Raw genomic sequence first — 13841 nt, 5'->3', positions numbered from 1 at the left:
ATAAAAGCCTCTTCATAATTTGAAGAGGCTAAAACCATTATATGGATTAGTAATAATGATTTATGAAAAAAAAACTACTTTTTAATTATTTTATAAACTCTCGCTTGTTGCTTTGAGATTACCTTCACCAAATAAACCCCTGCTTTCAACTGTGATATATTGATTTCTGCATTCGCAGAATTTGGCTGAAAATCTAATAATCTCTGACCTGCAAAATTTGTAATTTCTACTTTTTCGATTGCATTTTTGGCATTGATATTTAGAATCCCGTTGGTAGGATTTGGTGATAAAGTCAATTCAGGAATTGCTTCAACATCATGTACTCCTAAAGTTACCGACTGACAAGAAGATGTTTGTGTACAACCTGCAAGCGTAACAATTACCGCATAATTTCCTGCAACAGCAGGTGTGAAAGACTGCGTAGTCACCCCAACCGGTGCATTCCCATTGCTACAATTGATCCACTGATAAGTTGCGCCCGCTTGTGCAGCGGTTAATGTAGACCCGGAAACAGTAACTGTATTATTGATATTTACCGCTCCAAGCGTTGATGATCCTGCAATATAATTTGAAGCAGTTCCGTTTAAAGCAAAACTATTTAAAGTACCGGTATAAGAACCGACAGAACTAGCGATAGAAGTCACAGTACTATTATTTGAGTTAACCGTTCCTTCATTCATTTTAAAATAGGCCTTTAGATTTGCTGGCGGCGTACAAAATTCATAATTTTTATTAGCCTGAATTTCCGCTAGTGTAAGAGCTTTATCCCAAACACGCACTTCATCGATACTTCCATTGAAAAAGCCACCAAGACTTGGGACAATCCTTCTACCAATAATCATATTGGTAAGTGCCACAGTATTTGTTGTTGTACTAATATTTCCTTCGGTGTCTAAATTACCATCTACATACAATTTATATTTATTGGTAGATAAGCTGTTATCATAGGTTACGGCAATGTGATGCCAGTTTCCGTCATTAAGAGTAACTGTACCGTTTACTCCGCCGCCTTTGTTTTCAATCCTTAACTTATACAATCCGCTCACGTTATTAATTCTTACCGTAAATCTTCCTCCGTTTACATTATCGGATCCCCAAGTTGCTACCAGATTTTCTCCAGCAGTAGTTGTGGGTAATTTTATCCACGCTTCTACTGTACGGGGTGCATTTCCTAAAACGCCGGGATAAGTGGTTTGGATAAAATCATCAGTTCCGTCAAAATTAAGAGCATTTTGTTGGGCATTAAGTCCCGAAGCCGATCCTAATAAGACAGTAAATAATGTTGCAAATTTTAATTTGCTCGTAAGTAGATTTTTATGCATACTGAAATAATTTTGTTTTGCTAAAGTACATCTCGTGGAAAAAGCAGAAAAGCACTCTCGTTGCAAAAACTATCAATTTCGTTGCAAACGTCTGTTTCAGTGGTATGTATTGGGTGTTTTACCGAAATACTCTTTAAAACATTTGGTAAAATAAGACGGACTATTAAATCCTGTCATGTAAGCGACTTCAGAAATACTGTAATTTTGCTTTAATAATTCTGCAGCTTTCTTAAGCCTGTAAATTTTAATGATTTCTCCTGTCGGAATATTAAACATCATTTTTACTTTACGGTGAAGGCTCGTTCTGCTCATCGATAATTCGGAAGCTAATTCGTCTACGCTAAAATCACTATTATCTAAATTTTCGGCTATGATTTCATAAATTCTGTTGAGAAATTCTTTGTGCAGATTATTTGTAGAATCAGGTTGCTTTGTTTCGGATTCTGCAATATTTATTTGAGGCTGCAAAAGCTGTTTCTGAAAATATTCATATTGACGATTTTGTAAATTGAGCAGATTTTCTATTCTCAATTTCAACTCTTCTACGCTGAACGGTTTTACAACATAATCGTTGGCTCCGTAAGAAAGACCCTCAAGCCTACTTTCGGCATCAGCTTTTGCGGTGAGCATAATAATAGGAATGTGATTGATGGTAACATCAGATTTTAGGGCTTTGCAAAACTCAAAACCATCCATTTCGCTCATTGCAACATCACTTACAATAAGATTGGGCATTTTTTCCAGAGTAATTTCTAATGCTTTCTTTCCGTTTTCTGCAGTTAAAACATGATATGACCCAGCTAAACTTCCTGCAATAAACTGCGCCAATTCTTCGTGATCTTCCACAATAAGAATCGTCGCTTTTTCTTCTGAATTTTCTTGATGCTCTGCTTTTTCAGCTAAATGATTTTTTTGAGCCTCAAAAGGAAGCCAAACCGAAAATGTAGTTCCGGAAGGATTTTGCGTAGAACTTGTCATATTAATTGTTCCGTGATGCAGATCTACCAGTTCTTTCACAAGCGAAAGCCCCAAACCATTTCCCTGCAATTGATCCTGATTAGAACCTTTAAAATATCTTTCAAAAATCTCTGTCTGTTCATCTTCCGGAATTCCCGCCCCGGAATCGATAACCTGAATAGATAAACCATTGATCTCTTTATCTACTTTCACCGTAATTGTATCGGAATTTTCACAAAACTTAATGGAATTCGAAATCAAATTATATAAAATCCGGTCTAAAGTGTTGATTGAAAACAAAAATTCGGCTTTATCCGGAGATTCTAAACTGAGTGCAATTCCTTTTTCGGAAGCCGTTTCCAAAAAGGCATTTACAATATTAGAAATAACAGGAACTACATCTCCCCATACAAAATGAGGCTTCAAAACTCCTGCTTCAAGCTTTGCCACGTCAATCAACTGATCTGTAAGCTGTATAAGGCTGTTTGTATTTTTCTTTATCGTTCCAAACAATATCTCTTTCTCGTTTTGAGATTCTACAGATTTCAACTGTTCTGCCGGACCCACGATAAGAGACAGCGGAGTTCGGAATTCGTGAGCAATATTGGCGAAAAATTTCGTTTTTATTTTATCTAGCCTACGCAACTCGTGCGCTTCTTTCTGTTTTAGCTTTATTGAGTTTTTAATGATCTCCTGATTGATTTTGAATCTTATCAGCCAAAAAATTCCTCCAATCAATAGTATCACATACAATGTTATTGCCCACCACGTTTTCCACCAAGGCGGCGTCACTTTTATGGTCAAAGATTTGATGAGCTTACTCCAGTTTCCGGTTGTGTTGGTTGCATTGACCTGAAAAATATAATTTCCGGGAGGAAGTTTTGTGAAAACGGCTTCTGCATTGTTTCCTGCAAAAATCCATTCATCCTGATATCCTTTCAACCGATAACGATACCGAATTTGTTTTGAGTCATCATACTGAAGCGCTGCAAAATTTATAGAAACCGTATTTTCAAAATAATCTACAGAAAGTTCTTCAATTTGATTTAAAGGATTCAGATTTCTATCTGTAAGATCGATATTCTCATTATTGAGAGCAATTTGGGTAATAACAGTCGGAGGTGAAAAATGATCACTTTTAATATCTTCCGGACTGAAAACCACTCCGCTTTTTGCACCGCCAAATGCCATTTTTCCGTTGGGAAGCATTAATTGATGAAACCTGTTGAACTCAATATTTTCCAATCCGTGAGAACGTGTAAAAGTTCTTACTTTATATGTTGTAGGATCAAATTTCAAAAGACCTTTATTGGTTCCCATCCAAAGGTTTCCAGATTTATCCGGAAGAATCGAATAGATAACATTATCCGGAAAACCATCTTTTCCTGAAAAGATTTTACCCTTATTGTTTTTTTTACTGTACTGGATTAGTCCATCATTACTTCCAATCCACAAAATATCATCATTTTTCGGATCAGGAATGAGAGAAATTAAATGATTAACGGGAAGACTTTTTGTGTTGTTTTTAATATGATAGATTTTTTTGGTATCAAGATTCACTTTCAATATCCCGTGAGATTCCGTTATAACCCAAAGTATTTTCGTTTTAAAGTCAAAATAAATATTTGCCGTTTTTATATTAGCATTAAAATTCTTTAAAGAAAATAAAAATTTCCATCTTGACTGCTGAAACAGATAAATATTGTTCAGCTCATCAATCACAATCGGCGATTCATCATACAGACTTATTCCTTTTATCGGAGCAAAAGGTTCGCCTTTTATCTTTGGTAATTCGGGTAAACGTAAAATTTTCTTCTGTAGATGATCGTAATAAGAAACAATACGGTTTAGCGCAATCCAGTTTCTATTTGGAGTTGTCACAGATCTTAGAAAATAGGAAGCCGGTAAAATACCGTTCAGCTCTGGCCAATTGAAAAAATCATTAAGGGAAACGCCATAATAGTTTTTCAACAGATCTGTCGCAAAATCTTTTTCAAAAGAAAAGGATCGAAAATTGAGTTTTGGATCTACTGTATAAATTCCTTCGGCATCGCCGCCAATCCACAGCAACCCGGAATTATCTACAAGAAAAGCTTGCGGCGGTCTGTTCTGTTCTAAGCTGACAACTGCAATTTTGCTAAAACCTAAAGCCTTATCGTAGTGATAAATAGCATTGTCTGCAACAAAATACTCTTTACCCTGAATATTTGTACTCAACAATTTAATAGTATAAATAGAAGAAAATGGCAGCTTTTCATTTCTAAATGTTTTTTTAACAGGATCAAAAAAGTAAAACCTGTCTTTATCTGCCCACATCAATTCTCCATTTTTCGACTGATGAAACAGTACTGCCTCGATATTATTCTGATACAGCTTATCTGTAAACATCTTATAAGGAATATGAATGTCTGTAAAGCTGTTCTTTTTTCTGTCAAAAAACTTTAGGTTTTTCTGTGTTAATACCCAAATATTTTTGTTTCTATCTTCGAGAATGTTGTAAATAATCTCATCAGAATTAAAATTCAGATTTCTGCGGCTCAGAATTTTCTTTTGAATATCAAAACTGAAGAGTTCATTTTTTATGGTTTTAAACCACAAATAACCGTCTTGTGTTACCAACCATGATTTCCGATGAATATCAATGTTATTTTTTTCTAAAAATGTTGTATTGATAATATGTGTTATTTTACCCGAACTTGTATCGAAGTAATCGATTCCTGCAGTTTCGTACTTTATCCAAAGACCATTTTGTCTGCCTTTTCTTAAATAATCTATGGTATTTGAAGCCAGAGAATTATTGGTATTAAAATGATGCTGAAAGGTTTTAAAATTTTGTCCGTCATATCGGGAAAGTCCGTTCCGGGTTCCGATCCATACGAAACCTTCTTCGTCTTGTTCCAAAGCAGAAACAAAAGATTGCGGAAGACCATCATCTACCGACAAATGTCTTATATTTTGAGAAAAAAATAGTTGTAGACCGAAAAGATATAAAGATATAGAGAGTAAAAATTTAATCATAAATAGATTTCGTCTTTGGATCTGCAATATACTATTTTGAAAAATGCAATTCAAATAATGGAAAATCATTTTTTTCACAGCTGAATATCAATATTTTTAGTTCTCTGCATCATTAAAACTCCAAATAATTTAGCTTTTTTAATACTTTTGAATTATGAAATTAATCACATACAACGTTAACGGAATAAGAGCTGCTTTCACAAAAGATTTTTTAGGATGGCTGAAAACAGCCGATCCGGATATTATCTGCATTCAGGAAAGTAAAGCGGGAAATGATCAGATTGATATTGAAAGTCTTGAAAAAGCGGGCTATCACAGTTCTTGGCATTCTGCACAGAGAAAAGGATACAGCGGGGTCGGAATTGCGTCTAAAATAAAACCGAATCATGTAGAATATGGTTGCGGAATTGAGAGCTATGATAATGAAGGGAGAATCATCCGTGCAGATTTTGATGAGTTCTCTGTGATTTCTGTTTATGTTCCTTCAGCTTCTAATATTGAAAGGCTGGAATTTAAGATGCAGTTTTGCCACGACTTTTTAGAATATATTAAAAATTTAAAAAAAGAAATTCCGAATCTTATTATTTCCGGAGATTTTAACATCTGTCATCAGGCAATCGACATTCACAATCCTGTAGGTTTAAAAAACACTTCAGGCTTTTTACCGATGGAAAGAGAATGGATGACCAATTTTATTGAAGAATGCGAATTGATTGACAGTTTCAGGTTTTTTAACAGTGAACCCGACAATTATACGTGGTGGAGTTACCGTCAAAATGCAAGAGCCAATAACAAAGGGTGGCGACTGGATTATAACTTTGCTTCCTATTCTTTAAAAGACAAACTCAGCAGAGCCGTTATTCTGAAAGAAGCGGTACATTCTGATCATTGCCCCGCCTTGATTGAGTTTAACCTCTAAAAACATAAAAGCCAGCTAAAAATTTAGCTGGCTTTCTAATTTAAATCATAAATTAATCGACAATTTCATATTCCACCGGAATGGTACCGCGATCGGTATTTCCGATTTCATCGAACGCTGCTCTAGACATATCTAAAGCTCTTGATGAATGGAAAGGCCCTCTATCATTAATCGTTACAATCACCTCTTTTCCATTGTTCAGATTGGTAACCTTAACTTCGGTTCCAAAAGGAAGCGTTCTGTGCGCTGCAGTAAGTTTTGAATTATCAAAAACCTCACCGCTTGCTGTTTTTCTACCGTTAAATTTATCGTGGTAGTACGATGCATAACTTGTTTTCTTCGCATCTACAGTATTATTCGTAAATGAATAAATACCTAGTGTTGAAATCATCATTATGATTACGAGAATGAATCTTTTCATCATTTTGAACTTTTACTTGTTTGACGAGGCAAAAGTATATGTAAACTTATTACCTGCCTATTTTAAAAGTTAACAAACGTTAAAGAAAACATAAATAAAATATAATTATTACCGTAAGTTCCTATAAATAGGGATTTTAGACCTAGGTGTTAAAAAACGTTAAAAAAAAGACCTAAAAGTTAATTTAATTAACTAATTGCTGCATAATTCAGTATTCACAAAAACACAACTATTTGAACACCAATATATTACTAAAAATAAACAATTCCAAAAACGGCTGTAATTTATTAAAGTAATCCTCTACACATCATTAAATCATAAAACACAATGCAAAAATTAAAAAACAATAAAATCGTGTTTATTCTAGCTTTGAAGGTGCTTTTAACAGGAATATTTTCAGCAGGAAAAGAATTTGAACATTATATTATTAAAAAATTTAACTAAAAATTAAAATTAAATTTTCATTAAAATAAAAACCAATGAAAAATCATTGGTTTTTACTTTTTTATCTTTAAACTTAAACAAGTTCTCCGTACAAATCAAACTCTTCTGCGGAGGTAATTTTTACATTCGCAAAATCTCCGATGGAAATATAGGTGTTTTCGGCAGAAACCAAAACAGTATTATCTACATCCGGAGAATCGTATTCTGTACGACCCACAAAATAATTACCTTCTTTTCTGTCGAAGACGCATTTATAAACCTCACCGATTCTCTTTTGATTTTTATCCCAAGAGATCTGCGACTGCAGCTCCATGATCTCTTCTACTCTAGCTTCTTTTACTTCCTGCGGGATATCATCTTCCAAAACGTAGGCTCCAGTATTTTCTTCGTGTGAATAAGTGAAACATCCCAATCTATCGAATTTCTGTTCTCTTACCCATTCTTTCAGCTCCTGGAATCTTTCTTCTGTTTCACCAGGATAACCGACAATTAAAGTAGTTCTTATCGCCATATCTGGCACTTTTTCTCTGAACTTATCTAATAATGCATTTGTTTTTTCGTGCGTTGTACCACGTTTCATAGATTTCAACAAATCAGAATTAATATGCTGAAGCGGAATATCTATATAGTTACAAACTTTCGGTTCTTCACGGATAATATCTAAAACATCTTCCGGGAAACCACTTGGAAATGCATAATGAAGACGAATCCATTCGATGCCTTCTACTTTTACCAACTCTTTCAATAGTTCACCTAAAGCTCTCTTTTTATAAATATCTAAACCGTAATAGGTCAAATCCTGAGCAATCAAAATCAACTCCTTCACCCCTACTTTCGCCAATTTCTGAGCTTCTTTCACCAATTTCTCAATCGGTGTAGAAACGTGACCACCTCTCATCAAAGGAATGGCACAGAACGAGCAAGGTCTGTCGCAACCTTCAGAAATTTTAAGGTAAGCGTAATGCTTTGGTGTGGTGGTTAATCTTTCACCAACCAATTCGTGTTTATAGTCTGCGCCCAAATGTTTCAGTAAAATAGGAAGATCTCTCGTTCCGAAATACTGGTCAACATCAGGAATTTCTTTTATTAAATCTGGTTTATATCTTTCTGAAAGACATCCAGTAACGAAGACTTTCTCAACTTCACCTCTGTTTTTTGCCTCAACAAAATCTAGAATAGTATTGATGGATTCTTCTTTTGCATTATCGATAAAACCGCAGGTATTGATGACTACGATATCCCCTCTATCTTCGTGCACAACTTCTTTTCCGTTGGCTTTCAGCTGGCTCATCAGCACTTCCGAATCGTAAACATTTTTGGAACATCCAAGCGTTACGATATTAATTTTCTTTTTACCTACAGATTTGGTTCTCATAAATTGATGAATAAATTTCAGGCTGCAAATTTAGTGATAAAAAAAAGAACCATAATCGGTTCTTATATTTTATATTTTGGGATGCTCATCAGCAAGCTGTTCTTCTACCTTTTTGATTTCTTTGTTGCTAAATAAAACTCCGATCATCATGATAAGCGTTGAGATAATAATAACCTGAACGATCACCGACTGATTGATAAACGGAATTCTCTGTTCGGGAGCAATGGCCAAAAACAACAAAATGGTAATCAAGCCTCGTGGTGCAATCAAAAGCAAGGGAGACATCTCCATTTTTGCTAATTTCAACATGATATATCGTATCAGATACACAAAGAAAAGTATAGAAACGGACCAAACCAAAGATTCGGGGTTTATAATATCCTCCGTTTGGATAACGAAGCCAAAAACTAAAAAGAATATAGATCTTACGATAAATGTAGCTTCCACAACAACGTCTTTAAAATGCTTCACTTCACGGTTCATTTTTGTTAATCTGAAACTTTTTAAAATCTTTAAATGCTTCATTTCGTCGATATTCCCAAGTACTAACCCGAAAAACAAGATGAAAATAAGCGCAGGAAGATGATATATTTTTGAGATTTCATAAATTAAAATCGTTAAAATAATGATCGGTCCATATTTTATATGATGATCTATTTTGCCTAGTAAAAATGCTAAAATAAGCGATGCGACAACCGAAATAATTAACATTAAAAAAAACTGCCAAGTAAAAACCATTACACTTGACAGTGTAATTGCAGTTCCAAAAGTGGCAAAATTAAAAAATATAACCCCTAATATATCCGACAAGCTGCTTTCATATATTACAAATTCTCTCTTGGATGCCGATAAATTTATAGAACTCGGTATTGCAATCGCACTTGAAATAATGCAAAAAGGAATGATATTCTCTAAGGATTGTTTGAATGGGAAGCCCCATTCTAAATGCACATAAGTAGCAAAACCAATCCCGATAATGAGTACTGGAATAAGAGCAACTATAATTGTTTTATTAATCAGGGATTTTTTGGAACGGTTGAGCTCTAATTCTAAAGAGCCGTCTAACACAATCAAAATTAATCCTATAGTCCCCAAAATTGGGAGCAAACTGTTGAGATTGGGAATTATAAAATCAAAAAGTCCGCTGATCTGATTAAGAAACCATCCGGTCAGTAACAATAGAATTACAGACGGAACCTTCGAAAACCTTGTGGTAATATCAAAAAAATAGGATACCAGCAACAGTACACTAATACCAATAATTATCATTTCCGCCATACTACAAATATATAGTAAACGATTCGTAAAAAAATTATTTTAGTTAGTTAAAAACTGTTTTTCTTTAAAATTTGGGGCGTTTAGATCTTTTTCGGATAGAATTACTTCTTCTTCATTCAGTTTCCAATCTATCTTAAGATCCTCATCATTATATTTTACGCTAGATTCTGAATCTCTATTGTAAAAGTTATCACATTTATATGCGAAAACAGCCGTTTCGCTTATCACAGAAAAACCATGCCCAAAACCTCTTGGCACATAAAGCTGTAATTTATTTTCAGGAGTAAGTTCTACACCAAACCATTTTCCAAAAGTTGGAGAATCTTCTCTAAGGTCAACTGCAACATCCCAAACTTTTCCTTCCAAGCAAGAAACTAGTTTTGCTTGAGCATGTTCTCCTTTTTGTAAATGTAAGCCTCTCAAAACTCCATAAGCTGATTTTGAAATATTATCTTGTACAAAATGACCATTCATTCCAGTTAGTTCTTCAAATTTTTTCTCATTAAATTTTTCAAAAAAGTAACCTCTCTCGTCTTCGAAGATTGAAGGTTCTATAATATAGCAGTCTTTTAAAGGGGTCGTTTTTATTTTCATTTTAATTATTATTAGAATAATTAATTACTATTTAGAGTAAATACAATTTTTATTGTTTTTAAAATTATCAATATATCAAAGAAAGTTGATGAATTTTTAATATAATATAAATCATATTCTAGTTTCTCAAGATTATCTTTAGGTGTTGCTGTCGGTAAATTGACTTGTGCCCATCCTGTAACACCTGGCTTTACTAAATGTCGAAGATCAAACATTGCGTTTTCCTCATTTGAAGCTTTAACAAAGTGTGGACGTTCTGGTCTTGGACCAATGAGACTCATGTCTCCTACCAGTATATTCCATAACTGAGGTAATTCATCAATTTTAGTTAACCTCAGAAATTTACCTACTCCATTTATTCGTAAATCATTCTTAGTTGTAAAATCACCACTATGTTTCGAAACCATCGTTCTAATTTTATATATGGTAAAATGTTTTGAATTTTTCCCGACACGTTCTTGAGAAAAAAGTACACTTCCATGAGAAGTAAATTTCACTAAAATAAACCCAAAAATTATGAGCGGAACGACGATTGGAAGTAGTATAACACTAACAAGAATGTCAATAAATCTTTTTAAATTAAATTTCTTTTGTTTCTGACCAATTGTAAAAATATCATCAACAAGATATTCATTACTTTTTAATCTTATTAATGGAATTCTTCTATTAACATGTTCATAAAATTCATGCGCATCATAAACAGCAATACCCTTATTTCTAGCTGCTACAATTTCATTTGCTATATCTTTGTGTAAATGGGTAATATTTGATGTTTCTAAAACTATACATTTGATACTAAACTTTTCAAGATATTCTGTCAGTGTAATCCTTGATTGATTTGAGTCATATAAAATTGCTTTATACTTTTTGCGGAATTTTTTATCACTAAAAAGTTTTATTGAAATATCACTAACATTAATAAAAAGGCATACCTTAACATAACCAGTCATCTTAAAGACCTGTTTATTTTCTTTCATCGTTACAAAGGCTTTTGTCAAACTTTTTTCCACTCTTTTTATCAATTGGCATTACAATATATATTATCTCTCCGATTAAATCATTTTATTAAAAGATTTGATTCATTAAGAATAACATTACATCTTTTGTTAATTCCCTGTAGAATTCTTATTATTATTGGAATTCTAACGTATAGAATTTGACATTTTGATTTGTGCTTTTTAATAGCGGTAAATTTATTATTTTTATATTAAATAATAACATTTTTATACAATAATTGAAGAGAATAAAAAAGATATAGTTAAAATATTATTTATTTGTATTTACATTATAAGTATAGATTTTTCATTATAATATAACTATTCTTATTGCTATTTTTCATATTTTGTGAAATATTATTAAAGTTTCCCATCTCGATGATTATTTTCTAAACATAAAGTTTTAATATATTATTTGAAATGATTTCATTCAATCTTAATATTACAAAATATTTTCCTCAATAAATTCACATTGTAATTAACTAAATATGTTACATAACTTACATTTTACCATATAGATCTTTTGGAAGAGAAGTTTATTAATATCCATCATTTCATGGTAGTCTAACGATAAACTCTAAATCTTTTTATTATAAATTCATTTTTTTTGTCTTATAATTTGTATATATGTGTGTAGTTATCCACCATTTTTTCTACGGTTAAATTTTCCTGGAATATGTCAGACGATTTTTTAGAGAATTTCAGAGAAATTTCATCATTCTCTAAAATATAATTTATTTTTTCTGCAAAAAAATCTTCATCGTTATTGAGTACATAACCATTCTGATTATTTAATACAATTTCAGAAATGCCTCCTACGTTAGAAGCTATAATAGGTTTTGAATAACACAACGCTTCTATAAGTGACATAGGAAGTCCTTCGTAATCTGATATAAGAAGCGCTAAATCAGAATATCGATAGTATTGATGAGCATCTTTTTTTTCCCCTAACATCATCACATTTTGGGGAATTGGAGATATCTTTTCTTTATTACCTATCCATATAAACTGATAGTCAAAGTCCGAAAGTTCGTCAGCTATTTTACAAAACAAGTCAAATCTTTTAGGTAAGGCCAAACGAGAAATTGAGAGAATTATCTTTTTACCTGTTTCAATCTTTATTTTAGCTAAAATATTTTCGGGGTTCAAATCTGTATCTATTGATGCAAAATCTTTTATTCCATTTGGAACCAAATATACATTATCCTTGATGTTTTCATTCATCAGATTCTTAACATCATATTCGCTTACTCCTACTATTGCTTTACATCTTTTTTTTAGGGCTTTTTCTATTGGCAAAAACTTTCTATATTTTAATCTTATCGAGTCAAAACCATGGATTGTGTATACTATTTTCTTTGGAGGGAATACCAACCTTCCTAAAATTCCAATTTTGGATGAATGAAGATGAATAACATCTGGTTTAATTGATAAATATATTTTTTTTAATTTAAATAAGGCAATAAAATCTTTAACAACAGAAACTTCTCTTACAATTTCTGTTACTTTTATTTTTGAAATTCTACCGTCTAATGCATCCCACATTGGTCCTTCTTCACCTGCAACAACAAATATTTCATGATCTACACACATAGAATTCGCAAGATTGATAACCACCGATTGTGCTCCTCCCAATTCAGAACGGGTTATTATATGTAAGATTTTCATCAGTTTCGAATTTTTATACTTTTTGAATTTATTTTAAATGTAAAAGCTATAGTTTTTTTTCTTAAACTGTAATTTATTTCTTCTTTGCAGAAGGATATATTCTACTCCTAAAAAATTAAAAAACATATATATAATACTTGCTAAAAAATATTTAATTGAAAAGATCCAATGTTTTATCGAAAATTTATTTTTTCGTAGCATATATAATACTCCTGGAAAGCCTTTAAAATATTTTTTGTAGTATTGATTACCAATTTCTCTATAAAACAACAATGGTTCTGAAGTGGCCATAAATATATACTTATTACCTGTCCTCAACCAAAGTTCTGAATCTTCGATTCGTAAAGCTGATACATCATAAAGGTTATTTGCAAACCACTCAGTTTTTGCAATAATACTGGGATGAATAAATGTTGTTACCGCAATAAGCTCATCGTCTGAAAAATCCATTCTTTGCCCTACTACATTGTTGTCATCATCAATTGAGTATGCATTTGCCCCTAAAACATCTATATTTGGATTATCGTTTAAAATTCTGAGTTGTTTTTCTAATCTTTGAGGGTGCATTATATCATCTGCATCCATTCTGGCCAAATATTTGGTTTCTGTAAGACCCGGTATTTGGTTGAGACGATTACCTAGATTCATATTTTTACCATCAGAGATTACTTTCACTCTCTTATCAACGAGATGTCTTTGTGCAATCTCTAAAGAAGAATCTGTAGAACCGTCATCAATTAACATTAAAGTGAAGTCTGTAAATGTTTGACACAATACAGAAATAATAGCTAGCTCTAGATATTTTTCAGCATTGTAAAAAGGTATGGCAATAGTTACTTCTGGCATCAGG

Annotated in this window: 10 protein-coding genes; 1 reads left to right on the top strand and 9 read right to left on the bottom strand. The window is 32.6% G+C overall.

Going from position 1 to position 13841, the window contains the following annotated elements; translation table 11 throughout:
* Positions 1-74: 74 nt before the first annotated feature.
* On the bottom strand, positions 75-1322 hold the full coding sequence (locus OH814_RS02960; protein WP_308827031.1) for a LamG-like jellyroll fold domain-containing protein: 1248 nt from the start codon (positions 1320-1322) through the stop codon (positions 75-77).
* Positions 1323-1418: 96 nt separating this feature from the next.
* Entirely contained in the window at positions 1419-5297 is a 3879-nt protein-coding gene (locus tag OH814_RS02955) for an ATP-binding protein (RefSeq protein WP_308827030.1), read from the bottom strand.
* 154 nt (positions 5298-5451) lie between these two features.
* On the opposite strand from OH814_RS02955, the gene OH814_RS02950 reads away from it, so the two are divergent.
* Entirely contained in the window at positions 5452-6216 is a 765-nt protein-coding gene (locus OH814_RS02950) for an exodeoxyribonuclease III (protein WP_308827029.1), read from the top strand.
* Positions 6217-6268: 52 nt separating this feature from the next.
* On the opposite strand, the gene OH814_RS02945 is transcribed toward OH814_RS02950, so the two are convergent.
* The 7 genes from OH814_RS02945 to OH814_RS02915 form a co-directional block, all read right to left on the bottom strand.
* Positions 6269-6640 (bottom strand): septal ring lytic transglycosylase RlpA family protein, encoded by a 372-nt coding sequence (locus OH814_RS02945; RefSeq protein WP_076562090.1) that lies wholly within the window; start codon positions 6638-6640, stop codon positions 6269-6271.
* Between the two features lie 514 nt (positions 6641-7154).
* A complete protein-coding gene (rimO, locus tag OH814_RS02940; RefSeq protein ID WP_076562091.1) occupies positions 7155-8456 on the bottom strand; it encodes a 30S ribosomal protein S12 methylthiotransferase RimO in 1302 nt (433 codons plus the stop codon).
* Between the two features lie 69 nt (positions 8457-8525).
* Positions 8526-9734, bottom strand: a complete 1209-nt coding sequence (locus OH814_RS02935) for a sodium:proton antiporter (RefSeq protein ID WP_308827028.1) — start codon at positions 9732-9734, stop codon at positions 8526-8528.
* A 39-nt stretch (positions 9735-9773) separates the two neighbouring features.
* The gene (gene rfbC / locus OH814_RS02930; RefSeq protein ID WP_308827027.1) at positions 9774-10328 is read right to left on the bottom strand and encodes a dTDP-4-dehydrorhamnose 3,5-epimerase; all 555 of its coding nucleotides are present in this window, start codon (positions 10326-10328) and stop codon (positions 9774-9776) included.
* Positions 10329-10348: 20 nt separating this feature from the next.
* A complete protein-coding gene (locus OH814_RS02925) occupies positions 10349-11338 on the bottom strand; it encodes a sugar transferase (RefSeq protein ID WP_308827026.1) in 990 nt (329 codons plus the stop codon).
* 597 nt (positions 11339-11935) lie between these two features.
* Positions 11936-12991 carry a glycosyltransferase gene (locus OH814_RS02920; RefSeq protein ID WP_308827025.1) on the bottom strand — a complete coding sequence of 352 codons (1056 nt, stop codon included), beginning with the start codon at positions 12989-12991 and terminating at the stop codon, positions 11936-11938.
* A 33-nt stretch (positions 12992-13024) separates the two neighbouring features.
* Positions 13025-13837, bottom strand: coding sequence for a glycosyltransferase family 2 protein (locus OH814_RS02915; protein WP_308827024.1), 813 nt, complete (start codon positions 13835-13837; stop codon positions 13025-13027).
* Between the last annotated feature and the right edge of the window lie 4 nt (positions 13838-13841).

Origin of the sequence: Chryseobacterium sp. CFS15 (assembly GCF_031118795.1) — a bacterium.
Taxonomy (GTDB): Bacteria; Bacteroidota; Bacteroidia; order Flavobacteriales; family Weeksellaceae; genus Chryseobacterium; species Chryseobacterium indoltheticum.
This window is presented reverse-complemented; position numbering and strand designations above follow the sequence as displayed.

Excerpts from the sequence above, each read along its gene's own strand:
- OH814_RS02950 (WP_308827029.1), top strand. The coding sequence starts at position 5,452 with ATGAAATTAATCACATACAACGTTAACGGAATAAGAGCTGCTTTCACA.
- OH814_RS02960 (WP_308827031.1), bottom strand. The coding sequence starts at position 1,322 with ATGCATAAAAATCTACTTACGAGCAAATTAAAATTTGCAACATTATTT.
- OH814_RS02945 (WP_076562090.1), bottom strand. The coding sequence starts at position 6,640 with ATGATGAAAAGATTCATTCTCGTAATCATAATGATGATTTCAACACTA.
- OH814_RS02915 (WP_308827024.1), bottom strand. The coding sequence starts at position 13,837 with ATGCCAGAAGTAACTATTGCCATACCTTTTTACAATGCTGAAAAATAT.
- OH814_RS02935 (WP_308827028.1), bottom strand. The coding sequence starts at position 9,734 with ATGGCGGAAATGATAATTATTGGTATTAGTGTACTGTTGCTGGTATCC.
- rfbC (WP_308827027.1), bottom strand. The coding sequence starts at position 10,328 with ATGAAAATAAAAACGACCCCTTTAAAAGACTGCTATATTATAGAACCT.
- OH814_RS02920 (WP_308827025.1), bottom strand. The coding sequence starts at position 12,991 with ATGAAAATCTTACATATAATAACCCGTTCTGAATTGGGAGGAGCACAA.
- rimO (WP_076562091.1), bottom strand. The coding sequence starts at position 8,456 with ATGAGAACCAAATCTGTAGGTAAAAAGAAAATTAATATCGTAACGCTT.
- OH814_RS02955 (WP_308827030.1), bottom strand. The coding sequence starts at position 5,297 with ATGATTAAATTTTTACTCTCTATATCTTTATATCTTTTCGGTCTACAA.